Origin of the sequence: Lysinibacillus composti (assembly GCF_016908465.1) — a bacterium.
Classification (GTDB): Bacteria; Bacillota; Bacilli; order Bacillales_A; family Planococcaceae; genus Ureibacillus; species Ureibacillus composti_A.
In genome coordinates this window covers 265,618-287,904 of the sequence record NZ_JAFBDY010000001.1, presented here as the reverse complement: position 1 = coordinate 287,904, position 22,287 = coordinate 265,618, and the positions used below count along the sequence as shown (strand labels likewise).

Here is a 22,287-nt window from a genome sequence, read left to right as displayed (position 1 = left end):
TAAATGATTATTCATTTACTGAAACCATTGAAGGTCGTATTACACGATCTTTTAATTTATAACCTTTTTGAAGTTCTCTTAAAATGATTCCAGAGTCTTTACTATCATCTTTTTCTTGCATAACAGCTTGATGAATAGTAGGGTCAAAAACTTCACCTTCTGCTGGAATTAATTCAAGTCCCTCTTTTTTAGTAGCTTCAATAAGTGATTTGTATACCATTTCAATTCCTTTATAAAGTGAAGTGGCATCCTCTGAAGTTACCTCAACTTGTAATGCACGCTCAAAATTATCGATAACAGGCAGTAAATCAGATAATAAAGATTGTGCACGATATTTTTCCGCCGCTTCACGATCAAGTTGTGTACGACGGCGTAGGTTATCAAAATCAGCTCTCAAACGTAAGAAGCGATTTTCTTCTTCGGCTAGTTTAGTTTCAAGTTCTGCAATCTTAGACTGGTATTCATTTTCAAGTAAAGTCTCTTCTTTTAACTCAGTATCTAAACTTTCGTTGGCAGTTGAAGCTTCATTAATAGTTTCAACCGAGTCATTTACTTCCACATTTTGCTCTGTTACTTCTTCAAAGTTTTGCTCTTTTTTTTCTGTCGTCTCAGACACGTCTAATCCTCCTTAAAATCCATCACTTAGCTTATTAGAAAGGGCACGTGTTAATCCGCTTCTCATAATGTCAAGCAAAGAAATAACACGTTGATAATCCATTCGCGTAGGCCCAATAATGGCGATTGACCCTTGTTGATCATCACCAATTAAATAACTAGCCGTGATTACGCTACAGTCTTCCATTGCTAAATGGTTGTTCTCTGAACCAATTCGGATATGGATACCTTGATGATCATCAGGGTGTAATAATGAAATAACTTGGTTTTCTTTATCCATTAATTCCATAAGCATACGTACTTTATTTAAGTCGTGAAATTCTGGTTGATTCAGCATATTAGTTTTTCCACCGAAATAAAGTTTACCATCATTTTGGAAAGTTGTAATATTCATTAACGATGAAATAATAGAATCTGCCTTCGAAATATGTTGTCTTAGAACTTCAACTGTTTCTAATTCAAGTTTTCTCTGGAGTTCAAGTAAAGGGATTCCATTTAATCGGTCATTTAAAATATTTACTATTTTCTCTATATCTGAAGGACTAAATCCTTTAGGTAGATTAAATGTTTGATTTTCAACATGTCCATTGTCAGTGACAATAATTGCAACAGCTGTTTGTTCAGTTAATGGAACAATTTGAAATCTTTTTACTCGGTGATTTCTAACATTCGGCCCAAGCAAAATCGTTGTATATGTTGTTAATTCAGACAATATATTTGCCGACTCGCGAATCACTTGTTCCATTTCAATAATTTGATTTTGGAATAAAGATTGAATCGAGCGAATCTCTTGGACTGACATAGTTTTTGGTTTTAATAAATGATCAACATAAAAACGATACCCTTTCTCAGATGGTACACGACCAGATGATGTATGGGTCTTTTCAATAAAGCCTAATTCCTCTAAATCGGACATCTCATTTCGTATCGTTGCAGGACTAAATGTAATCCAATCCTTTTTTGATATTTGACGGGAACCTACTGGCTGAGCTGAAGTAACAAAATCATCAACGATTACCTGTAAAATTTGTAATTGTCGATTTGTTAGCACTGTTTATCACCTCTGTTAGCACTCGATAAGATAGAGTGCTAATACTAATAATAAATTATCAAATCTCATAAATGATGTCAACGGAATCGCTCAATCTTCTAATAAAAATTGTTGAAATACGTCGTTTCCTAGATAACGTCCTTTTTCACTTAATCTAATGCCTATTTCATCTTCTATTAACAATCCCTGTTGAGTTAACTGTCGAATAATGTCGCCGTATTTCTCGTGCATAGAGACCTGAAATCTCATCTCAAATTCTTTAAATGTAACTCCTTCATTTTTTCTTAACCCTAAAAACATATGCTCTTCACATTTTTCAGTAGTAGAAACCACATGTTCTCTTACTGTAGGTCGATTTCCACTTTCAACTGATTCCATATATTTTTTAATTGGTCCGTGGTTCGAATAACGTTGTCCATTTAGATAACCATGGGCCCCAGCACCGAAACCAGCGTACTCATCATTATCCCAATAAATTTTATTATGAATTGATTCAAAACCTTTGGACGCAAAATTACTAATTTCATACTGATTAAGTCCGTTCGCCTTCATTTTGTTCATTAATAGACCATACATTTCAGCTTCTGAATCTTCAGTTGGTAAAGAAAGTTTTCCTTTTGAGTACTGGATATAAAATACCGTTTTCGGCTCAACAATTAATGAGTATGCAGAGTAGTGTGGTAAATTCAATTGTAATGCTTTGTCTAATGTATCTTCCCACTGTTCTAGAGTTTGACCTGGTAATCCATACATTAAGTCGATACTAATATTTTGAAAACCAACTTCTTTTGCCTTTTGAATGGTTTCATATACATGATTATTCGAATGTGTTCGCCCCAATTTCTTCAGTAATTCTTCATCAAAAGATTGAACTCCCATACTTAACCGATTGACGCCACCATTTATTAATGCAATAAGCTTCTCCACTGTTAGCTCATCAGGATTCGCTTCAGAAGTAAACTCAACCACATGTTCCATTGGTAATTTTTCTTGAATCAATTGTAGAAGCCTTTCAAGTTGTGTTGCAGAAAGGGCAGTTGGTGTTCCCCCTCCTAAAAAAACAGTTTCAATTTTTTGAAATTGTTCCGGCATTTCTTTTACTACTATCTCTATTTCTTTACCAACTGCTTCAATATATTCATCTACAGGCTGATTTTTAAAAAATACTTTATTAAAATCACAGTAATTACAGATTTGATGACAAAATGGGATATGTATGTAAACGCCTCTAGCCAAATAATCAACTACTTTCCTTGTAAGTTAGTACTTCACTATATTTTACAGTTTCAATATAAAAATTCAATTTTACCGCACATTCATACTTCGATTTCTCCTAAAAATAAAAAGCGTACTTACCGTTTTCTACACAATAAGTACGCTTAAATTAATATGTAACTAATGTTTTTTCATTATTTAAAAATAATATCATATCGATTGCAGAAAATTTTTCAAATCTAGTAGTAAATTCAAGTGCCTCAGCACCCGATTTGAAATAATAAGCATTAAGCTCTTTCACAATTTCATATTGTCCACCGTCTAAATTGATTAAATATACACGGATTACTGAACAAGAAGGTACTAATTCCAATTCTTCTTCCGCTAATAAAATGCCAAGATTTCCAGTCTCTTCTAAAACGATAGTGCGAATCAGCTTTAAATTATCTAGCTCTAAGAAGTATGAACTATTTCCCTCAATATTTTTATTCATTTGTACAACCCCTTCGATATATTTTTAAAATAAGTTTACAATAGTGAAAATTACATACTGATGAATATGTATATTATTTACAATCCTTACTTTTTTACTAGGATTAGTGCTATTGTAATATAAAAGTCAGACAAAGAAAATACACATTTTAGATGTATTTTATACATGAAATAACAAAAAGTGGGTACCCCTGTAAAGGATTCCCACTTTTTAATTATGATTGATCATCCAAAAATATTACAATACTCAATCAATGACCTAATTTATTTTTTATCTTCCATTTTTAAGACTGCCATGAAAGCTTCTTGTGGTACTTCAACAGATCCCACTTGCTTCATACGTTTTTTACCTTCTTTTTGTTTTTCAAGAAGTTTACGTTTACGTGAAATATCTCCACCGTAACATTTAGCAAGAACGTTTTTACCCATCGATTTAATTGTGGAGCGTGCAATAATTTTTTGACCAATTGCAGCTTGAACTGGAACTTCAAATTGTTGACGCGGTATTAATTCTTTTAACTTCTCAACAATCACTTTTCCACGCTCATAAGCAAAATCACGGTGAACAATAAAGCTTAATGCATCGACTGTCTCACCATTTAATAAGATATCCATCTTCACAAGTTTAGATGGTTTATAACCAATTAACTCATAATCAAATGATGCATACCCTTTTGTATTTGATTTTAAGAAATCAAAGAAATCATAGACAATTTCAGATAATGGCATTTCATAAATAATACTTACACGACTTGAATCTATGTAATCCATCGTCATAAAGTTGCCACGTTTCATCTGGCAAAGCTCCATTACTGCGCCTACATAATCGTTTGGCACCATAATCGTTGCTTTTACATACGGTTCTTCAATACGATCGATTTTTTGTGGATCCGGCATCATAGAAGGATTATCAACTTTTAAAATTTCACCATTTGTTAAATGAACATCATAAATTACAGATGGTGCAGTTGTTATTAAGTCGATATTAAATTCACGTTCAATTCGTTCTTGGATAATTTCCATATGAAGTAATCCTAAGAATCCACAACGGAAACCAAAACCAAGAGCTTGTGAAGTCTCTGGCTCAAATTGAAGAGCAGAATCATTTAACTCTAATTTTTCTAATGCTTCCCGTAAATCGTTATATTTCGCCGTATCAATTGGATAAAGACCGCAATATACCATCGGGTTTAATTTCCGATATCCTTCAAGTGGTGTCTCAGCAGGACGGTTTGCAAATGTAACTGTATCCCCCACTCGAGTATCTGCAACATTTTTAATTGAAGCGGTTAAATAACCTACATCACCGACAGTCAGCTCACTTTGGGGAACTGATTTTGGAGTATGAACCCCCACTTCAATAACTTCGAATTCGGCTCCTGTTGCCATCATTCGAATTTTATCGCCAGCTTTTACTGTTCCATTTACGATACGGATTGATATAATAACACCCTTATATGCGTCATAAACAGAGTCAAAAATTAATGCTTGTAATGGAGCATCCGGATCCCCTGTTGGTGCAGGTACTTTTTCTACAATTTGTTCTAAGATTTCTTCAATCCCAATACCTGCTTTTGCCGAAGCTAGAACTGCTTCTGAAGCATCTAGCCCGATAACATCTTCAACTTCCTGTCGTACACGCTCAGGGTCTGCAGCGGGTAAATCTATTTTATTAATAACAGGTAATATTTCAAGATCGTTATCAAGAGCTAAATAAACATTGGCAAGTGTTTGAGCCTCAATTCCTTGAGCCGCATCGACAACTAAAATTGCACCCTCACAAGCTGCTAAACTTCTTGACACCTCATACGTAAAATCGACATGTCCTGGTGTATCGATTAAGTGGAAAGTATAAACCTCTCCATCTTTAGCGTTATATTTTAATTGTACAGCATTCAGTTTTATTGTAATTCCACGTTCACGTTCTAAATCCATCGAATCTAATAGCTGAGCTTTCATTTCTCGTGAAGTTAACGCTTTTGTTTTTTCTAATATGCGGTCAGCTAATGTTGATTTTCCATGGTCAATGTGCGCAATAATAGAAAAGTTTCGTATATTCTGTTGTCGCTTTAGTCTATCTTCTCGGTTCATGTAGTTGTCCACTCCTAATCAAATACGCCTCCCGCGTATGATTCTACAAACTTGTAGAAACATATTGAGCAAATTTTGTAACAATTTTCATAACAAAAATTGTTACAAAATCATTCATACGCTGGAGGCTTTAACCTTTATCAGTAGAGGGTACACCCTACTGAAATATAGTAAAAATTTAATTCATATACGTAAGAAAATGTCTTTTTCTTCGCAAAAAGGCTAATCTTATTTGAATTATATCAGTGAACAAGCTATTTACGCAATGTTCGAGTAAAAAAAACATGATTATCATAATAATCAACAACAATTCTAATAATTGTTTTAAGATGCTAATTCTGGATTCGCAAATGTTTTTGCAATCGCTTGGGCTAAAATGGAAATTGTGCGGTACACTTCATCTTCCGTATTATCAGGTCCACCAATTTCAATTAATAGTATTTCTTTAGCCAAATCTTGATTGTATACACCGTCAACACCTTCGCCTTTTTTCTCAATAATTCCACGAGAAATTCCTGGAACAATACTATTTAGTGAACTATTCAATGCATTTGCATTGCTTAAATTCGCCTTGTAATTTGGATTTTCAGCTCCAATAACAAATGCAACCTTCGCATAATTAACTTCATTGTGCTTAATTGTCGTTTTTGCTCCAGGTAGAGAATCCCGATGAATATCTAGAATTAAATCATATTTTTTTTGCTTTATTTCTTTACTTAGATAAGGTCTAACTGTGGCGTATGCCTGGTACATCTGTGCACCATTTTGTTTTAGCAACTTCATTACATCGACATCCAATGTGGTTGCCGTTAAACCGTTCAAGCGGAAATAATCTGCCATCGTCTTTTGCATGGAGAAAAGATTCGTTTGATCATCGTAAACTGCAACTGTTCCATTGGCATTTTTCATGACCGGTTTATATGTTTCATGAGAATGTGTAAAGACAAATAAGACTTCAAATGGATTATAATTTGGTGCTACATCTGTAGCCGTAACTGTTTCACTGCTTGCTGCATAAACGACTGGCTTTTCTTCAGCTTTTTCTTTAGGATGCACTAATTTTTCGTTATTCGGAAAAGGCAATTGTCCTGCAATTATAGGCAACATAAAAAAGAAGAATAGAAAAACAGATAATACTTTTAATTTTTTTAACATTGACATCCTCTCCTTCCACTACCTTATGGAGAGGAGAGAAAATTTAGAACATTATTTTGCTGTTTTGTTAACCCATTTAAATAAGCCTGAACTGATTAGATAAGAGTACTTATTAATCCATATATCGACTTCTTTCGGCGTAACAATTAGCCGTTCTGGATGAGAAGACAGAACTTCTTGGAAAAGTTGAAGTCGGTCATTCTGAGACCAGGTAGACCACTCACCAAAAATTGGTTTTAATACACTAAAATCAATTCTTTCATTTGGATCAGGTTGCCATGAGGTAACAGATAGCTTTCGAGAAGGCTTATCTTTCTCATGAATTTTTGCTGCAATAGAGCGAAAAACTTTTTCGACAGCATCCGCGATAATGACTGTTGCATCAACAACTGTTGGAATCCCAATTGCTGTAACAGGTACTCCTAATACTTCCTTCGATATTTCTGCTCTTTGATTGCCAACACCGGATCCCGGATGAATACCAGTATTTGTAATTTGAATCGTTTTACACAAACGATCACTTCCTCTTGTTGCTAATGCATCAATGACAATAACTAGTGCTGGTTTAATTTTTTCTGTCAATGCATGAACGAAGTCACTTGTTTCAAAACCTGTTTGTCCTGTAACACCTGGAGCGTACATAATAAGGTGTTCATTCGGATGGTCTAATTGTTCAATTTGCATTGAATCAATTGCAAAAGGACCAACTGCGTCAGGTGTAATTGTCTTATTTCCTAGTCCAATTACGAGAACTTTATCGTCTTCTCCTAGTGTGATTCCTTTATGAATATCATTTAAATACTTCATAAATGCAGCTTCTAACTGTTTAAATCCTATATCATCATCGATATTTAATGTGGGAACTGAGAGAGTAATATAAGTACCTTCTTTTTTTCCTATCTCTTCTTGTCCTTGTTTGTCGACAATGACTTTCGTAATTTTGACCCGATTCTCTTTAATCTCTTCAATTAAAACGCCATTTGAATCTTTTAATTTCTCTTTTTGCTGTTTGGTCTGGTGGGCAACAACCTCATCTGCTTCATCAATAAGATCGGTTCTGCTCCAATTTACTTCTGCCATATAATCACCTCACTTTTATAATGTTCAAACTGTCAAGTAAATATTCTTTGCATTTATATCTTGCAATTATTCCGTGCGTTTGGTAGAATGATTTTTGTTGTATTGACACATGAAACTAATGAGAAGTTACTCATCTCGTACCTTACTTAGGAGGTGAAAGTTATGCCAAATATTAAATCTGCAATTAAACGTGTAAAAGTTGCTGAAAAAGCAAACGCAGCTAATTCACAAGCTAAATCTGCAATGCGTACAACTGTTAAAAAAGCTGAACAAGCTTTAGCTAACAACGCTGAAAACGCACAAGAATTAGTAGTAGCTGCTTCTAAAGCTCTTGATAAAGCAGCTTCTAAAGGTCTTATCCACAAAAACGCTGCAGCTCGCAAAAAATCACGTCTTGCTCAAAAAGCAAACTAATGAACTTACAAAGATCAATTGCATTATGCAATTGATCTTTTTTCCATCTTCAAGAAATTCTTACGTTATTATAGATAATTACTATTTTTAAATGTACTGACTTCTGTTTTAGTAAACCTTTGTGAGTATATTAGCCATTTCAGCTGATATAAATACAAAAAATCCATCCTATCAAGGATGGATTTTTTGTTAGATTTTAAATTATAGCTTCTTCAACAAGAACATCTCTAACAACCGCTCTCTATTGCCACCAGTTGACTTTAATTGCAAGTCAATTTCTGACAATTTTTGAAGAGCTTTCAAGATGTTTTCTTCACTTGGCCGTTTTCGATTTTCAACCATTAACTTTACACGGTAAGGATGAATCTTTAAATTTTTTGCAATTTGAGTAGGATGATAACCTTTTTTCTGCAAATAATAAACATTGTTCATCGTTCTAATGTTAGAGGAAAGTAACCCAACAAGCATGATGGGTTCTTGTTTTTGTCGTAATAGATCATGATAAATTTTAAGTGCTTCTGTATTATTATGTTCTAAATATGCATTCAACATTTTAAAAGCATCATGCTCTAATGTTTTGGCAACTAAATCCTGCACTAAATGGTCAGTAATCTGCTTATCATCTTGACCTAAATAAAGACAAATCTTCTCAATTTCCATTTGCAATTGCAACATATTGGCGCCAACCATTTCGACTAATTTATCGATTGCTTCATTGGAAATTGTTTTACCATAAGCATCTACTGCATTACGGATCCAGACAGATAAATCATTTTCGTTTAATGTTTCAGCGTTTAATACGACACTATTTTGTTTCATTGCTTTTGTAATTTTTTTACGCTCATCTAATTTTTCATAAGGTGCAATAAAAACAGTAACTGCAAAGTCAGAAGGATGATCAAGCCAAAGTTCAAGTCTTTTTAAATCATGGTCAATCTTTTCTTTTCCCTTTTCTGTAGCTTTTAAAAAGAGAGCATTCTTTGCAATAACAAGCTTACGTTCTGTAAAAAACGGATATGTATCTGCTTCGTCTATAACTAAATCTACTGGTGATTCTTCTAAGTCAAAGGTCATCATTTCAAGTTCTTCATTAACTGTTAATGCACTTTTTAATCTATTTATGGTTTCATCTATAAAATACGATTCTTCTCCAACAATACAATATACTGGAGCTATTTGACCATTTTTAATGTTTCTCCAAATCTTATCAAACATGAAGGGAACCTCCCTATTAACTATTCGTACTTTCAAGTATACACTTTTTTATATTTCTTGCATCTTTGTCGAAATTATGTCATCTTAAAAATTGGAACGTAGTAGAAATTGCCTCAATCAATATGGCTTTTTAATATGCATTGACTTATAATGGAATTTGAGTAGGAGGGATTTATATGGGACATCAAAACGATAACTTTGTAACACATAATCCATTTGAAGGTAAAAATGGAGCTTCTATGCGTAACGATGCAATCGATGCTGGCGTTGGGTTTGGAGTATCATTTGTATTCTTTGCAATAATGTTTATCATTGCAACAATAATCGATGCTGCCGCTTAATGACATCCGCCGGAAACTTGCAATCATTTTTTAATTATATTTCTCTTTACCCTTCTATAGAAGCGTAAGACTTCTACTGAAGAAGGTAAAAAGCTTTGTCATTTTGACAAAGCTTTTTTATTGGTTTTCTCTCGTATAAGTCGTTTCTAGTTTCAATTGCTCTTCTTCTACTTTAATTTCAATCGTCCCAACTTCTCCCGTTACAAGAGAAGATAATTCTAATTGATTAAATCGCTCCACAACTTCTTTACTTGGATGCCCATATCGATTATTTTCACCCGCGCTAAAAATCGTTAACGAGGGATTTAATTGATTAATAAATTCCTCAGTACTAGATGTTTTACTGCCATGATGTCCTGCCTTTAGTAAATCAATATTCTTTAATTCAGGTAACTTACTTATTAGTTCATATTCCCCCTCTTTTTCTAAGTCCCCTGTAAATAACGCATCAAAATTGCCTTTCTTAATGTACAAACCAAGTGAATCGTTATTTCCTTCATACGTTGTTTCATCGGGCCAAACATATTGAAAAGTAACATTTTGTACCTTCCAATGATTTAACGAGAGTTGTTCTTTAATTGGTATTTGCTGTTTAACCGCTTCTGTAATTAAATCGTCCATGATCTCTTTCTTATATGAACCCGGTGAAATATGAATTTCAACTACCTTTATTTCTTTTAGAATTTCTTCTGCTCCTTCAACATGATCGGCATCAGCGTGTGTAATTATTAATTTGTCAATCACATTAATTCCCTTCCCTTTTAAATAGGGCACAACAATTTGTCGACCAACTTCATAAGGGGGGGATGGCATTTTCCACTCCTCTTGTTGGAATCGAAGTAACCCTCCTGTATCAATTAGAACTACTTCTTTTTGAAAGGGTAACTCAATGAGTATACTGTCACCCTGTCCTACATTAATAAATGAGATTTTCAATTCGTTAAATGCTTTACCACTAAAATGCAAACATAATATTGGTAATAGTAAAGATATTACGACTTTGTACCATTTATCACGTATATCTAGTAAATAAAAGGTTATAAAAACCCCTACAAAGGCTATAGCTAATAGAAATAGTGATGGCTTTCCTGGATTCCACAACTGGTAAGGTAACGATTGTAAAACCTCAATTAACTTTGTAATGAATAAACGACAAGGCTCATATAGCCAAAACATGATGGATGCGAACGGACCAGGTAAAAATGTAAGAACAAGTAGCAAGATATTTATAGGAAGGATAATAAATGAAAAAAGTGGAACAAAAGGAATATTTACCATAAAAGAAGAGATACTCATTTCATAAAAGTGAAAAAGTAACAGAGGGTAAACGAGTAATTGACAAACAAAAGTAATAAAAAATGATTGTACAATCCAAGAGGAAAATCGATTAATAATATGACTAGAAAAGATTAAGGCAGCTGTTGCCAAATAAGATAGTTGAAAACCTACTTGGTAAATTGACCAAGGCTCTAATAATACAAAACATATAAAACTTACACAGAGCGCATCATCGACCGTTAGGTGGCTTTTATAGCGAATTAGAACAACTAACTCAACCATTAGTACAGATCGCCATACAGAAGGTGTACCACCTGCTAGAATTGCATAAATCGGTAAAATTACAATTAACACAATGGTAGCAATTTCACGGCGTACATTTAACCTTAACAGTCCTTGGAAAAACATAAAAGAGACGATAGCAATATGAAGGCCTGAGATCGCAAATAAATGTGTAATACCTAATATTTGATAGGCCCTAGATGTCTCATGATCCACTTGTTCCTGATAGCCAATTAAGAGTGCCTGCGCTTCCGCAGTAAGTGTTTGGGGAAAAGTTGATTCAATATGTTTGATTAATTTATAGCGGTGGCTACTAATTCTTTGGGAGAATGATGTTTTCGTTTTCACAAATCTCCAATTAGAAATTTCTAATATTCCTTTTGCTCCCTTACCTTTTAAATAATTCTCCATAGAAAATGCATATTTATGTGGGGGCTTTGACGGTTCAACAACTACTCCTTCTACGACATACTGTTTCCCCACTAACGGGATGGATTGATGGAAACGTTTTTCTTCTTCAGACTGAAACTCATAAAGAACATATACTATTCTCCCTTCATCATCCTCCATGAATCCACGTAATTTAGAACCATTTATTTTATATTCGCCTGTCCATGTTAAGACTGTAGGTAATTGTAATGGCTTATTCAAGTCCTTTAAAAGAATTGAAAAATAGAAAAATGCCACCAATCCAAGAACGCTTACGCTGATGATATGGAAGATTTCTATTCTCCTATAAATGCAATATAAAACAAGTAATCCTAGTAACATTAAAAGCCTCACCGATTCGTGGGCTGCAATTGCGGCAACTAAAATCGACAAGGCGTAGAATAACGTTTTATGTGTAAAGAATTTTATCAAATAAATCATTCGCCTTCTTTTCAGATAGGTAACAATTTTTCGATAGAAGCACTTAGGCTACAAGTTACTTTAGAAAATCAATTTTTGCCCCATCAAATGGTACATGTACGACATTCACGTTAGCCTTTTCAAAAAGTTCTAAAGCATAAGGATTATTTTTATAATCACTAGCATAATAGACATTCTTTATGCCTGATTGGATAATTGATTTCGAACAAGATAAACACGGAAAATGAGTTACATAAAGATCTGCATCTTTAGTAGGTGTACCATACTTTGCACATTGTAATAATGCATTCACTTCCGCATGGATTGTACGAATACAATGATTGTCCACTACATAACAACCCTTCTCAATACAATGTTCATCCCCAGAGATGGACCCATTATATCCTGCTGCAATTATCCTATTTTCGCGTACAATGGTTGCACCAACTGCTAACCTCGAACATGTACTTCTAAGTGCTAATAAATGGCTTTGTGCCATGAAAAATTGATCCCATGTAATGCGCTCCATATGACTACCTCCATTACGATATATAGTTTAAGTTTAGTAGTAAAATGCTATATATGCAATGTTGTAATTATTTGATTATTTAACAACGATGGAATCTTTCAATTTCTCAAACGTTTTTTCACCAATTCCAGAGACGTTCTTTAATTCATCGATTGATTTAAAAGAGCCATTTTCATCACGATATGCCAATATTGCCTGAGCTTTAGAAGGGCCGATTCCTGGTAATGTAGAGAGAGCCGTTTCATCCGCCGTATTTAAATTCACTAGATCGCCTGATGACGGACTTGCGTTTGAATTAAATGATGTAGAATGAACCCCTTGTCCAATGGATTGCATTTCATCAAGGCTCTCCCCTTTTTTAGGTATATAGATGACCATTTCATCTAGTAACTTTTGCGCATGATTAATATAGCGTGTTTCTGCCTCTTCTAAATAACCACCAGCATAAGTGATGGCGTCTATTACTCTTTCCTCTGAGGTTAATTGATAGACTCCGGGGAATTTTACAGCACCTTTAACATCGACAATTACCTGTTTATTTGAAACTATTTCATTTTGTTCATTATTTGTTTGGTCATTACTCAATTGTTTTGTTTGTTCATTAACTTGTGGAATTGTTGTAATTAACTCTTCAGTGGTTTTAGATGAGTCTTTTTGTTGAAGTGAAAAATAAAAGAGGATTAATAAACAAAGAATGCCTGGGGAACAGCATCTTTTTTCCATATTTACCAATGATTTTTTGAATTATAAAAAACACCCTTTCGCCAGAAGGTAAATCATATGGAGACATCTCTAATATACATAATTTACCTTCATTTGAAAAGATGTTTATTTTACTGCTCGGAAAAATATTCTTTCACTATATTCAGTTGGCACATCTTCTGTAAAATCAGAAGTAATTTCTATATGTGAAAATCCAACTTCTTTTAGCCAATTTACATAGGTTTTTATTGGAAAAGTTCGTTGATAATGTTCTTCATCAAAACGTTCAAATAAACCAGATTTTTCGTCTATAGCAAAGAATGTCATTTGATGAAAAACAGAATGAACCTCTTCTCCTTCTTCTGTATGCCAAACATACAATAATTCACCATCATCATATGTAAAAGGGCCCGACATAAAAACCTCATTCATTTTAAAAAGAGAGTGTACATCAAAAAATAATTGACCACCATCTCGTAAAGCGTTATACATACGCTTTAATGTTTCGTAAACTGCAGTTTCTTCTTGTAAGTAATTGATTGAATCGATTGGAATTACAATAACATCAAGATCCGCAAAACCTTCTAGTTCATCCATTGACATCGCAAAAAATGGGATTGAAGCCCCAAGCTCTTGTCCCCTTGAATAAGCAACACTAAGCATTTCTTCAGATAGATCTATGCCACTCACTTGATAACCTTGTGTATGAAACAATAATGCAAGAGTCCCGGTACCACAACCAACATCTAAAAGGTTTGAATAATGATCACTTGGTGCATGGTTTACAACCCATTCAACATATTTCTCATAAGGGATATCCTGCATAAGTTCATCGTAAAAATCAGCAAATCTTCCGTAACTGCTCATTATTCGTAAGATGGCGCATCTAATTGAGGAGCATCTCCCCAAAGTCGCTCTAAATTATAAAATACTCGCTCATCTTTATGGAAAATATGAGCTACGACGTCACCTAAATCAACTAAAATCCAACGTGCAGAATCAAAACCTTCTACTCGTTTCACATTATAACCATTTTCTTGTGCTTTCTCTTGCACTTCGCGTGCAATCGCTTGTGTTTGTCGATCTGAATTAGCATGGCAAATAATGAAATAATCAGCTAAAAGAGAAATACCTTGCATATTTAATACAACAATATCTTCTCCATGTTTATCATCAATCGCTTTATAAGCAATTTGTAGTAATTTTTCGTTTTCGGTCATTCTCACTTTTCCTCTCTATAATCAACTATTCCTCGCTGTAGTAGCTCTACAGGAGTTTTTATACAACTATTAAGCTGTAGTATCGGACGAAATAACATCATTGTAGCACTCGATCGATACCGGGAAAATTGGTTGCTTTGAGTGTACTAAAAAGGCAATTGAATGACGAATACATGCACGCATCGCCTTATTCAAATCAACCTCTACCTTTTTACGCAATTTTTCAACTCCATCAAATTTCCGGTTCGGTTCGATCATATCTGCTATATAAATAATTTTTTCTAATTTCGACATCCCTGCACGACCTGTAGTATGAAATCGAATCGAGTTTAGTATGTCTACATCATGGATATTGAATTCAGTTTCAGCAATCCAAGCACCAACTGGGCCATGTAATATTTCAGAACCCCAGTCACATAGTTTTGGATCTAATTTATGTTCTTTAACAATTTGACGCATCCAATCTTCATCAGCATATTTTGCAATGTCATGTAAGATGGCTGCAGTTTCAGCGGAATTTACATTCTCCCCATATTTCTGAGCAAGATAAATCGCCGTTTCCATAACACCAATTGTATGAATGTATCTTTTTTCGGGCATACGTGGTTTAATTGCAGCTAAGTATTCATCGCGTCCCATAAAGACCTTCCTTTCGAATATACATCTCTACATCTTCAGGTAATAAAAATTTTAATGTACCACCCGTTCGAAAACGGTTTCTGATTAAAGTAGACGACAGATCGATTTCGGGTGCTTCTACCATTGTTACATCAAATTTATTTTCAGCCTTTGTACCAGGACGTTTGAATCCAATAAAACGAACAATTTTACTTAATTTATCTATTTCATGCCATGTATGTAACGAATCGATCATATCGCCACCAATAATAAAATAAAACTCTACATCCGACTCACGTTCACACAAAGCAACCATTGTATGATAAGTATACGAAATTCCACCACGTTCAAGCTCAATTCTTTCAACTTTAAAATAAGGGTACGCCTTGGTAGCTAATTCAACCATTTTTAGCCGATTCTCCATTGATGCGTCATCACTCATTAGCTTGTGTGGTGCAATAGCATTTGGCATAAATCGGACTTCATCAAGCTGTAATGCATAATATGCTTCATTCGCCATAATTAAATGTCCGATATGAGGAGGATTAAATGTACCTCCGATAATGCCAACCTTTTTCATATGAGTACACCTTATTTCTTTTCGACTTTTGGTAATACAATCTTTTTATTATTTTTAGATTCTTTATATAAAACGACCGTTAAGCCAATTAATTGTACAAGTTCTGCACGAGTTCCCTTAGCAAGTGCTTCTGCTACATCATGCTTTTCTTCTTCGCAATTATCTAAAATGCGTACTTTTATTAATTCACGAACTTCAAGTGCCTCACTAATTTGACGTAGCATCTGTTCATTAACCCCACCTTTACCTACTTGGAAGATTGGTGTTAAATGATGTGCTTCTGCACGTAAAAAACGTTTTTGTTTGCCTGTTAGCATAAATTACTTATTTCCTCCTACGAAGATCCCTTCTACTTAAGACATCTTCACTTTAATTGTTCTGTTAATTTCTTTATCATTGAACTTGTATTTGGATACTCGTCTAGCCAATATTTAAACGCAATAGCACCTTGATGAACAAACATCCCTAATCCATTCACAATGACCGCCCCATTTTTTTTAGCATCTTCTAAAAATGGGGTCATTAAAGGATTATACACAATATCGGCAACAATTGCCCCTGTAATTAATTTATCTAAAGATATTGGAAGTGAAAAATCACTTTTCAATCCAGCAGATGTTGCTTGTATAATGATACCAAAGTCATTTAATGATTCAGTTGCTTCCTCCAATGAAATCGCTCTTCCAACACCAAGTTCATAAATGATGGTTTGAGCTTTAGCAACTGTACGGTTTGTGATGGTTATATCTTGATAGCCAAATTGTTTCAGGGCAAAGGCAATCCCACGAGATGCGCCACCTCCACCTATTAATAAAACCTTTTTATCACGATGGTCAGTACCTACTTGTTCTTCAAGTGAATGTACAAAACCGGAGCCATCTGTATTATAGCCTTTTAGTTTTCCATCTGATAGACGAACAACTGTGTTTACTGCACCCATTTTTTTTGCTGTCTCATCTAGCTCATCTAAAAAAGGAATGATAGTTTCTTTATGTGGGATTGTGACATTCCATCCACTTGCGCCTAAAAGCTTCAATGATTTCACAGCTTGTTCTAATTGTTCTGGAATTACATGAAGCGGCAAATATGCCGCATCAATATTTAGTTCTTGAAACCAACTATTATGCATTTCTGGTGATTTGGAATGTACAATCGGATCACCAATAACAGCAAACCATTTCTTCATTTCCCTTCATCCTCTTTCTCTCTCACTCTTAGTATATCTCTCTTTGCTAAATCAATGATGGTCTAATAAATACTTCTACACCTTTTGGAGCGTGTGCAGCAACTACAACATTTGGATGTTGTACTGTAATCCATCCTAACCCTGAAATAACAACATCAGTCTTACCTTCTTTAATGGAAAATTCATGTCGCACTAATTCAGGTAATTGATCTATATATTCTTTGGATGGTGGGGCTAATAATTCACCTTTATGTTCGGAATAAAGGCTGTCTGCTCTTTCTAATTTCGTACGATGAATAGGTAGGTCGTTCGCCGCATAAATTGTAAACGCAGATCGTTCACCTTTAATAAAATCAAATCGAGCAAGGGCTCCAATAAATAACGTTTGTCCTTCGTTCTGTTGGTATACTTTCGGTTTTATTTCTTTTTTCGGCGTAATAAATTTCAGTTCACTTGAATCAATATGGTGGGCCATTTGGTGATGATTAATGATCCCTGGCGTATCATACAGTGCAGCACCATCATCAAGCGGAATTTCAATCATATCTAATGTTGTACCAGGGAAATGTGAAGTGGTAATAACATTCCCTTCACCTGTTGCCTGTTTAATGATTCGATTAATAAAAGTTGATTTACCTACATTTGTACAACCCACCACGAAAACATCTTTTCCTTGTCTATGCGTTTCAATAGCATCAATTACTTCACCCATCCCCAAACCTTTATGTGCACTAACAAGTAATACATCAATCGGTTGTAGTCCAAGCGATTTTGCTTCTCTTTTTAACCAATTAACCACTTTTTTAGGCTTAACTGATTTCGGTAATAAATCTGCTTTATTCGCAACCAGAAGCACTGGATTTTTTCCTACGAAACGATGCAGTCCAGGTAGCCAACTACCATTAAAGTCAAATATGTCTACAATTTTTACAATAAGACCTTCTTGTTCTCCAAGACCATTTAAAATACGTAGAAAATCATCATCTGTTAAACTTACTGGTTGGATTTCATTATAGTTTTTTAACCGAAAGCAACGTTGGCAAATGATTGTTTCCTTTTCTAAAGATGAAGGTGGTGCATATCCTAATTCATTCGGATTTTCTGTTTGGATTTCTGCCCCACAACCGATACATGATGGTGTTTCAATCATTACTGTTCCTCCCAAGTTTTAATACCTTTTCGTTTTAAATAATTAAATACTCGTCGCTCTACTAGACGATTAAACTTCGTTACTAAACCGTCTGAATCCGCTACAGGACGCACTAAAAATGTATATAGGTTTAGACGATTCGCACCTAGCACATCGGTTAGCATTTGATCGCCTACCATTGCAGCTTCATTTTTACGTAATCTTAATTTAACTAATGCAGTTAAATATGCAGAACCTAAAGGCTTTCTTGCATTATGAATAAAAGGGATTCCAAGAGGGTCCGCAAAACGCTTTACACGTTCTTCATTGTTGTTCGAAGCAATAATAATTTTAATACCTGCATCTTGCAGCATTTTCATCCATTCTGCAATTTCTTCTGTAGCATCCGGGCGATTCCATTCAATTAATGTATTATCTAAGTCCGTAATAATACCTTTAATCCCGAGATCTTTTAATTTCTCAGGCGTAATTTCATATACAGTGTTAACAAATTCATCTGGTAATAAAAATTTAGCCAAAATTCATAAGTTCCCTTCTTTTTTCAAAATGCTAGTACAACTTTTATGTGAATAATAAAATCACATGCCCTTGGCGTATTTGCGACTGTCGAAAGCTTCGTCACAGTCAAAACTTTTGCGCCCAGAATTTTCCCTTGCTTGCGAAGGAAAATTCTTTGAAAATTGCATGTCTCCACCGGAGGCTTTAACTTTATTCATTGGGGAATACCCCCCAATGAATAAAGTTAGACAATGCTAAAATTATACCATAATTGCTATTGTTTCTCCCATTTTCACAGTATGCCCTTTTTGAACATTATTTGTAAATTTGATTGTATTTTTCTCAAATAATAATACAACGGTAGAACCAAATGAAAAATAGCCTACCTCTTCTCCTTTTTTCCACGTTGTTGTTCTATTTGTTAACTCAATTGAATTAACAAACATCGCACCAACTTTCACTAGAGTAAAAAATTTTTCATCATCATACTGTAATTCACTAATTAGTCTATAATTATGACTTATTGGCTTTTTCCCATATTTTAAACCCAATTGATTTACTGGATAAGACTTCCTTCCAAGTACAAATTGGCGGATGACTGTAGCATCTAATGGACTGTGAACACGATGGTAATTCGCGGGGCTTAAGTAAAAGACAACGAACTTCCCGTTTATATATTTTTCAGCACTTTCAGCATTCCCAAGTAAGTCATGTAATGAATAATATTTATTTTTGACAGTAAAAACAGCATCACTCTTAATATCACCAAAGGATTCAATTTTAGCATCAACAGGACTAATAAAACAATCATCATCATGATTAATAGGACGTACACCTTCTTTTAATGTCCGTACAAAAAAATCCTGTAAACTAGAAAAATAATTAACATCTTTCGAAACCTCATTCATATCAATATTGTATACTTTAGTAAAGTTATGAATAAGATTTTTACTAAGTGATGATGAAGTGATTCTTTTTAATACGATTGAGCTAATTTTTCCATTTGATAATTCTATTAAACGTTGGTAGATTTTTTCCTTCATCTTGTTCCCCCGAGATTATCTAATATACATTATTCCTTAATAATAATTTTAAAAGTTAACGATTGTTTTACACAGTATAAGCTAATACTTCCATTAGTTTTATTCTAACCACAAGTTAAAGTTATAAAAGTAATATGCTTTCAAGTTCGGATTAATAGCAATTGGTATTATTATGTCCGACTTACATTTTATACTTTTTCGAAGTATAATAGATAAATATTATTAGTGCAAAGGAGAGTGTTTCCCCATGTTTCTTTTGCATATGGTGGATACCACAGTTAAGAAATTGAAATCTCATGTTGCGAATTTCATTACACTTTGTAATTTATCATTTGGTGGAGCCTCAATTATGGCTACATTAAATGGAGCTTATAGTTATAGTGTACTCTTTATTTTCATTGCCGCGTTTTTAGATCGGTATGATGGCAAAATTGCCCGTAAATATAATCAAGAATCAGAATTAGGTAAGCAATTAGATTCGATGAGTGATATTATATCATTCGGTGTTGCGCCGGCCCTTCTTATGTACCAAAATGTTCTAGTAGATTTTGAAGTTGCAGGTATGATTATGACAATTCTTTATATTGCTTGTGGTGCTTTCCGATTAGCTCGTTTTAATATAACAGAATCAACAGGATATTTTGTTGGTCTACCAATCACAGCAGCAGGTACTTTTTTGACAATTTCATTTTTACTTATTCCATTCGTTGGATCTGTGTTTTACATGTTCCTTGTCCCAATCATTGCAATTTTAATGATTAGAACATTTTCAATAAAAAAAATATAAATTAGACGATGCAATCAGATAAAAGGTTGCATCGTTTTTTTTGCATTGATTTCGCTATAATTCTCATTTTCGCATACACCTTATCATATAATGTCGAAAAAGAGGAAAGGATGACGTACCTGAGCGGAATCTTTGCGTCTTTAATGCAGCTATGGTTAGATATACCGACTTTCCTTGGCTATCTAAAAGGGCAGGCATTTCATCGACCATTTACAAAAGAAGAAGAAGCGAAAGCTATAGAAAGGTTTATGCAGGGTGATGAACAAGCAAGGTTAGATTTAATTGAACGGAATATGAGACTAGTCGCACACGTTGTTAAAAAATTCCACCCTCAACATGAACAATTAGATGATTATATTTCTATTGGTACCATCGGATTAATGAAAGCGGTTAGTAGTTATACTCCTGATAAAAAGACACGGCTTGCTACTTATGCAGCTCGTTGTATTGAAAATGAGATTTTAATGCATTTACGTGCACAAAAGAAGGTCCAAAAAGACGTATCCCTTTTTGAGCCAATCGGAGTGGATAAGGAAGGACAATCTTTACAAATCCGAGACTTACTTCAGCTTGATGAACAACCCGCAATTGAAAAAATCGAACAGAAAGAAAGCTTTGAACAGTTGTACGAATATTTAAATACTTTAGAACCACGTGAACTAGAAATTATTGTTTATCGTTATGGATTAAATAATAATGATCCTCTAACCCAAAAAGAAATTGCCCAGAAATTAAAAATCTCTAGAAGTTATGTTTCTCGAATTGAAAAAAGAGCACTTGTAAAATTGTATCAACAATTTAAACACAATCAAATTGAAAAAGAAAAGGAAAAAGAAAGAGAACGTGAAAAAGAACTCAAGTAAATTTAACTACTCGTTGTGAGATTAGTTGTGACTTTCATAGACTGTTTTTATCTATCACCGAAATATAAAAAATTTAAAAAGCTCATTTAAGACTAAGTAACAGTCTTAAATGAGCTAAAAATTTTATTTATTAATCGTGCGTTTCTACATTTGTACCATAAAATACCACAATTCCAATAATTGTTGTTACTGCTACTGAAGCAGCCATTAGTATAAGCACAAAATTTCCCTCCCTTTGGTTTATTTTACAATTATCGTACCATCTTTAACTAAATAATACTGTATCTTTTTGCACAACTTCAATATTTTTTGATTAATTGATTATAATTTTGTAATTGTCTTTAACACGATTTCTGATGAATGTTTCGCAGCAATTGGTAAAAACTCGTCAAAACTTATATTTGATTCTTTTCCAGCAATATCTGATAGTGCACGAATTACAACAAATGGTGTTTTGAATTGATAACACACTTGTGCCACAGCAGCCGCTTCCATTTCAACAGCCTTCATTTCTGGGAAGTAAGATCTTACTTGTTCAACACGGGTAGGATTACTCATGAAGACATCTCCAGAACAAATTAGTCCGACTCCAAATTGATGTTCCCCTATCTCAGATACCGATTCTTGTGCAATATTAATTAATCGTTCATCAGCTGGAAAAGCAGCTGGCAGTTGTGGCACTTGCCCGATTTCATAATTAAACGCTGTAACATCTACATCGTGGTGTCGAACTTCTTTTGAGATGACAACAGCACCCACCTCTAATTCTGGGTCATATCCACCTGCTGAACCCGTATTAATGACGACATCAGGTTTAAATTCATATAATAAAACGGTAGTTGACATTGCAGCATTTACTTTCCCAATACCACTTTTCAATAGGATAATTTCTTTTCCTTCATAAGTACCAGTGGTAAATTCACTATTAGCAATTGTTGTCACCTTCGCGTTTGAAAGTGATTCCCTTAAAATTTCTACCTCTTCTTCCATTGCACCAATAATTGCAACTTTCATTAGATAATCCTCCAATACT

General features: G+C 34.2%; 25 protein-coding genes and 1 pseudogene. 4 read left to right on the top strand and 22 right to left on the bottom strand.

The window, feature by feature from the left end:
• Nucleotides 1–7: 7 nt before the first annotated feature.
• The 7 genes from grpE to gpr form a co-directional block, all read right to left on the bottom strand.
• Nucleotides 8–616 carry a nucleotide exchange factor GrpE gene (gene grpE, locus JOD29_RS01340; RefSeq protein WP_124762144.1) on the bottom strand — a complete coding sequence of 203 codons (609 nt, stop codon included), beginning with the start codon at nucleotides 614–616 and terminating at the stop codon, nucleotides 8–10.
• 12 nt (nucleotides 617–628) lie between these two features.
• The gene (hrcA, locus tag JOD29_RS01335; RefSeq protein ID WP_124762146.1) at nucleotides 629–1,666 is read right to left on the bottom strand and encodes a heat-inducible transcriptional repressor HrcA; all 1,038 of its coding nucleotides are present in this window, start codon (nucleotides 1,664–1,666) and stop codon (nucleotides 629–631) included.
• A gap of 90 nt (nucleotides 1,667–1,756) precedes the next feature.
• Complete coding sequence (hemW, locus tag JOD29_RS01330; RefSeq protein WP_124762148.1) at nucleotides 1,757–2,902, bottom strand: radical SAM family heme chaperone HemW; 1,146 nt, start codon at nucleotides 2,900–2,902, stop codon at nucleotides 1,757–1,759.
• A 148-nt stretch (nucleotides 2,903–3,050) separates the two neighbouring features.
• Nucleotides 3,051–3,374: a hypothetical protein gene (locus JOD29_RS01325; protein ID WP_124762150.1), complete on the bottom strand. Its 324-nt coding sequence runs from the start codon at nucleotides 3,372–3,374 to the stop codon at nucleotides 3,051–3,053.
• A 263-nt stretch (nucleotides 3,375–3,637) separates the two neighbouring features.
• Nucleotides 3,638–5,464, bottom strand: a complete 1,827-nt coding sequence (gene lepA, locus JOD29_RS01320) for a translation elongation factor 4 (protein ID WP_124762152.1) — start codon at nucleotides 5,462–5,464, stop codon at nucleotides 3,638–3,640.
• Between the two features lie 324 nt (nucleotides 5,465–5,788).
• Nucleotides 5,789–6,619 (bottom strand): stage II sporulation protein P, encoded by an 831-nt coding sequence (gene spoIIP, locus JOD29_RS01315; protein ID WP_124762154.1) that lies wholly within the window; start codon nucleotides 6,617–6,619, stop codon nucleotides 5,789–5,791.
• A 51-nt stretch (nucleotides 6,620–6,670) separates the two neighbouring features.
• A complete protein-coding gene (gene gpr / locus JOD29_RS01310) occupies nucleotides 6,671–7,699 on the bottom strand; it encodes a GPR endopeptidase (RefSeq protein ID WP_124762156.1) in 1,029 nt (342 codons plus the stop codon).
• Between the two features lie 162 nt (nucleotides 7,700–7,861).
• On the opposite strand from gpr, the gene rpsT reads away from it, so the two are divergent.
• Entirely contained in the window at nucleotides 7,862–8,113 is a 252-nt protein-coding gene (rpsT, locus tag JOD29_RS01305; RefSeq protein WP_124762158.1) for a 30S ribosomal protein S20, read from the top strand.
• 201 nt (nucleotides 8,114–8,314) lie between these two features.
• Here the strand turns inward: rpsT and holA are convergent, their stop codons facing one another.
• A complete protein-coding gene (gene holA, locus JOD29_RS01300; RefSeq protein ID WP_124762160.1) occupies nucleotides 8,315–9,328 on the bottom strand; it encodes a DNA polymerase III subunit delta in 1,014 nt (337 codons plus the stop codon).
• A 176-nt stretch (nucleotides 9,329–9,504) separates the two neighbouring features.
• Here holA and JOD29_RS01295 point away from each other — a divergent pair, with 176 nt between their 5' ends.
• Nucleotides 9,505–9,669, top strand: coding sequence for a YqzM family protein (locus tag JOD29_RS01295; protein WP_124762162.1), 165 nt, complete (start codon nucleotides 9,505–9,507; stop codon nucleotides 9,667–9,669).
• Between the two features lie 117 nt (nucleotides 9,670–9,786).
• Here JOD29_RS01295 and JOD29_RS01290 read toward each other — a convergent pair whose 3' ends face one another.
• The 13 genes and pseudogenes from JOD29_RS01290 to JOD29_RS01230 all read right to left on the bottom strand — a co-directional run bounded on the left by JOD29_RS01290 (nucleotide 9,787) and on the right by JOD29_RS01230 (nucleotide 19,604).
• Nucleotides 9,787–11,880: a DNA internalization-related competence protein ComEC/Rec2 gene (locus JOD29_RS01290; protein WP_239585509.1), complete on the bottom strand. Its 2,094-nt coding sequence runs from the start codon at nucleotides 11,878–11,880 to the stop codon at nucleotides 9,787–9,789.
• 277 nt (nucleotides 11,881–12,157) lie between these two features.
• A pseudogene (locus tag JOD29_RS01285) lies at nucleotides 12,158–12,607 on the bottom strand (ComE operon protein 2); the annotation flags it as partial.
• A gap of 75 nt (nucleotides 12,608–12,682) precedes the next feature.
• Nucleotides 12,683–13,330, bottom strand: a complete 648-nt coding sequence (locus JOD29_RS01280) for a helix-hairpin-helix domain-containing protein (RefSeq protein ID WP_124762167.1) — start codon at nucleotides 13,328–13,330, stop codon at nucleotides 12,683–12,685.
• Nucleotides 13,331–13,435: 105 nt separating this feature from the next.
• Nucleotides 13,436–14,176 (bottom strand): class I SAM-dependent DNA methyltransferase, encoded by a 741-nt coding sequence (locus tag JOD29_RS01275; RefSeq protein ID WP_124762169.1) that lies wholly within the window; start codon nucleotides 14,174–14,176, stop codon nucleotides 13,436–13,438.
• Nucleotides 14,176–14,529 (bottom strand): ribosome silencing factor, encoded by a 354-nt coding sequence (gene rsfS, locus JOD29_RS01270; protein WP_124762171.1) that lies wholly within the window; start codon nucleotides 14,527–14,529, stop codon nucleotides 14,176–14,178. Before rsfS ends, JOD29_RS01275 begins: the two co-directional genes overlap by 1 nt.
• A 69-nt stretch (nucleotides 14,530–14,598) precedes the next feature.
• Nucleotides 14,599–15,168: a bis(5'-nucleosyl)-tetraphosphatase (symmetrical) YqeK gene (gene yqeK / locus JOD29_RS01265; RefSeq protein WP_124762173.1), complete on the bottom strand. Its 570-nt coding sequence runs from the start codon at nucleotides 15,166–15,168 to the stop codon at nucleotides 14,599–14,601.
• Nucleotides 15,155–15,727, bottom strand: a complete 573-nt coding sequence (locus JOD29_RS01260) for a nicotinate-nucleotide adenylyltransferase (RefSeq protein ID WP_124762175.1) — start codon at nucleotides 15,725–15,727, stop codon at nucleotides 15,155–15,157. Before JOD29_RS01260 ends, yqeK begins: the two co-directional genes overlap by 14 nt.
• 11 nt (nucleotides 15,728–15,738) lie before the next feature.
• On the bottom strand, nucleotides 15,739–16,044 hold the full coding sequence (gene yhbY / locus JOD29_RS01255) for a ribosome assembly RNA-binding protein YhbY (protein ID WP_124762177.1): 306 nt from the start codon (nucleotides 16,042–16,044) through the stop codon (nucleotides 15,739–15,741).
• A gap of 47 nt (nucleotides 16,045–16,091) precedes the next feature.
• Nucleotides 16,092–16,913 carry a shikimate dehydrogenase gene (gene aroE, locus JOD29_RS01250; protein ID WP_124762179.1) on the bottom strand — a complete coding sequence of 274 codons (822 nt, stop codon included), beginning with the start codon at nucleotides 16,911–16,913 and terminating at the stop codon, nucleotides 16,092–16,094.
• Between the two features lie 46 nt (nucleotides 16,914–16,959).
• Complete coding sequence (gene yqeH, locus JOD29_RS01245; RefSeq protein ID WP_124762181.1) at nucleotides 16,960–18,063, bottom strand: ribosome biogenesis GTPase YqeH; 1,104 nt, start codon at nucleotides 18,061–18,063, stop codon at nucleotides 16,960–16,962.
• A complete protein-coding gene (locus JOD29_RS01240) occupies nucleotides 18,063–18,584 on the bottom strand; it encodes a YqeG family HAD IIIA-type phosphatase (RefSeq protein WP_240033579.1) in 522 nt (173 codons plus the stop codon). The genes yqeH and JOD29_RS01240 overlap by 1 nt, the downstream gene beginning before the upstream one ends.
• 57 nt (nucleotides 18,585–18,641) lie before the next feature.
• Nucleotides 18,642–18,779: a hypothetical protein gene (locus JOD29_RS01235; RefSeq protein ID WP_158610509.1), complete on the bottom strand. Its 138-nt coding sequence runs from the start codon at nucleotides 18,777–18,779 to the stop codon at nucleotides 18,642–18,644.
• Between the two features lie 42 nt (nucleotides 18,780–18,821).
• Nucleotides 18,822–19,604: a phosphatidylserine decarboxylase gene (locus JOD29_RS01230; RefSeq protein WP_124762185.1), complete on the bottom strand. Its 783-nt coding sequence runs from the start codon at nucleotides 19,602–19,604 to the stop codon at nucleotides 18,822–18,824.
• A 247-nt stretch (nucleotides 19,605–19,851) separates the two neighbouring features.
• On the opposite strand from JOD29_RS01230, the gene pssA reads away from it, so the two are divergent.
• A complete protein-coding gene (pssA, locus tag JOD29_RS01225; RefSeq protein ID WP_124762187.1) occupies nucleotides 19,852–20,391 on the top strand; it encodes a CDP-diacylglycerol--serine O-phosphatidyltransferase in 540 nt (179 codons plus the stop codon).
• A 119-nt stretch (nucleotides 20,392–20,510) separates the two neighbouring features.
• The gene (sigK, locus tag JOD29_RS01220; protein ID WP_124762677.1) at nucleotides 20,511–21,254 is read left to right on the top strand and encodes an RNA polymerase sporulation sigma factor SigK; all 744 of its coding nucleotides are present in this window, start codon (nucleotides 20,511–20,513) and stop codon (nucleotides 21,252–21,254) included.
• A gap of 321 nt (nucleotides 21,255–21,575) precedes the next feature.
• Here sigK and mtnN read toward each other — a convergent pair whose 3' ends face one another.
• Nucleotides 21,576–22,268, bottom strand: coding sequence for a 5'-methylthioadenosine/S-adenosylhomocysteine nucleosidase (gene mtnN, locus JOD29_RS01215; RefSeq protein ID WP_124762189.1), 693 nt, complete (start codon nucleotides 22,266–22,268; stop codon nucleotides 21,576–21,578).
• Between the last annotated feature and the right edge of the window lie 19 nt (nucleotides 22,269–22,287).

Coding starts and splice junctions, on each gene's coding strand:
- JOD29_RS01325 (WP_124762150.1), bottom strand. CDS start 3,374: ATGAATAAAAATATTGAGGGAAATAGTTCATACTTCTTAGAGCTAGAT.
- lepA (WP_124762152.1), bottom strand. CDS start 5,464: ATGAACCGAGAAGATAGACTAAAGCGACAACAGAATATACGAAACTTT.
- spoIIP (WP_124762154.1), bottom strand. CDS start 6,619: ATGTTAAAAAAATTAAAAGTATTATCTGTTTTTCTATTCTTCTTTTTT.
- gpr (WP_124762156.1), bottom strand. CDS start 7,699: ATGGCAGAAGTAAATTGGAGCAGAACCGATCTTATTGATGAAGCAGAT.
- rpsT (WP_124762158.1), top strand. CDS start 7,862: ATGCCAAATATTAAATCTGCAATTAAACGTGTAAAAGTTGCTGAAAAA.
- holA (WP_124762160.1), bottom strand. CDS start 9,328: ATGTTTGATAAGATTTGGAGAAACATTAAAAATGGTCAAATAGCTCCA.
- JOD29_RS01295 (WP_124762162.1), top strand. CDS start 9,505: ATGGGACATCAAAACGATAACTTTGTAACACATAATCCATTTGAAGGT.
- JOD29_RS01280 (WP_124762167.1), bottom strand. CDS start 13,330: ATGGAAAAAAGATGCTGTTCCCCAGGCATTCTTTGTTTATTAATCCTC.
- JOD29_RS01275 (WP_124762169.1), bottom strand. CDS start 14,176: ATGAGCAGTTACGGAAGATTTGCTGATTTTTACGATGAACTTATGCAG.
- rsfS (WP_124762171.1), bottom strand. CDS start 14,529: ATGACCGAAAACGAAAAATTACTACAAATTGCTTATAAAGCGATTGAT.
- yqeK (WP_124762173.1), bottom strand. CDS start 15,168: ATGGGACGCGATGAATACTTAGCTGCAATTAAACCACGTATGCCCGAA.
- JOD29_RS01260 (WP_124762175.1), bottom strand. CDS start 15,727: ATGAAAAAGGTTGGCATTATCGGAGGTACATTTAATCCTCCTCATATC.
- yhbY (WP_124762177.1), bottom strand. CDS start 16,044: ATGCTAACAGGCAAACAAAAACGTTTTTTACGTGCAGAAGCACATCAT.
- aroE (WP_124762179.1), bottom strand. CDS start 16,913: ATGAAGAAATGGTTTGCTGTTATTGGTGATCCGATTGTACATTCCAAA.
- yqeH (WP_124762181.1), bottom strand. CDS start 18,063: ATGATTGAAACACCATCATGTATCGGTTGTGGGGCAGAAATCCAAACA.
- JOD29_RS01235 (WP_158610509.1), bottom strand. CDS start 18,779: ATGAATAAAGTTAAAGCCTCCGGTGGAGACATGCAATTTTCAAAGAAT.
- JOD29_RS01230 (WP_124762185.1), bottom strand. CDS start 19,604: ATGAAGGAAAAAATCTACCAACGTTTAATAGAATTATCAAATGGAAAA.
- pssA (WP_124762187.1), top strand. CDS start 19,852: ATGTTTCTTTTGCATATGGTGGATACCACAGTTAAGAAATTGAAATCT.
- mtnN (WP_124762189.1), bottom strand. CDS start 22,268: ATGAAAGTTGCAATTATTGGTGCAATGGAAGAAGAGGTAGAAATTTTA.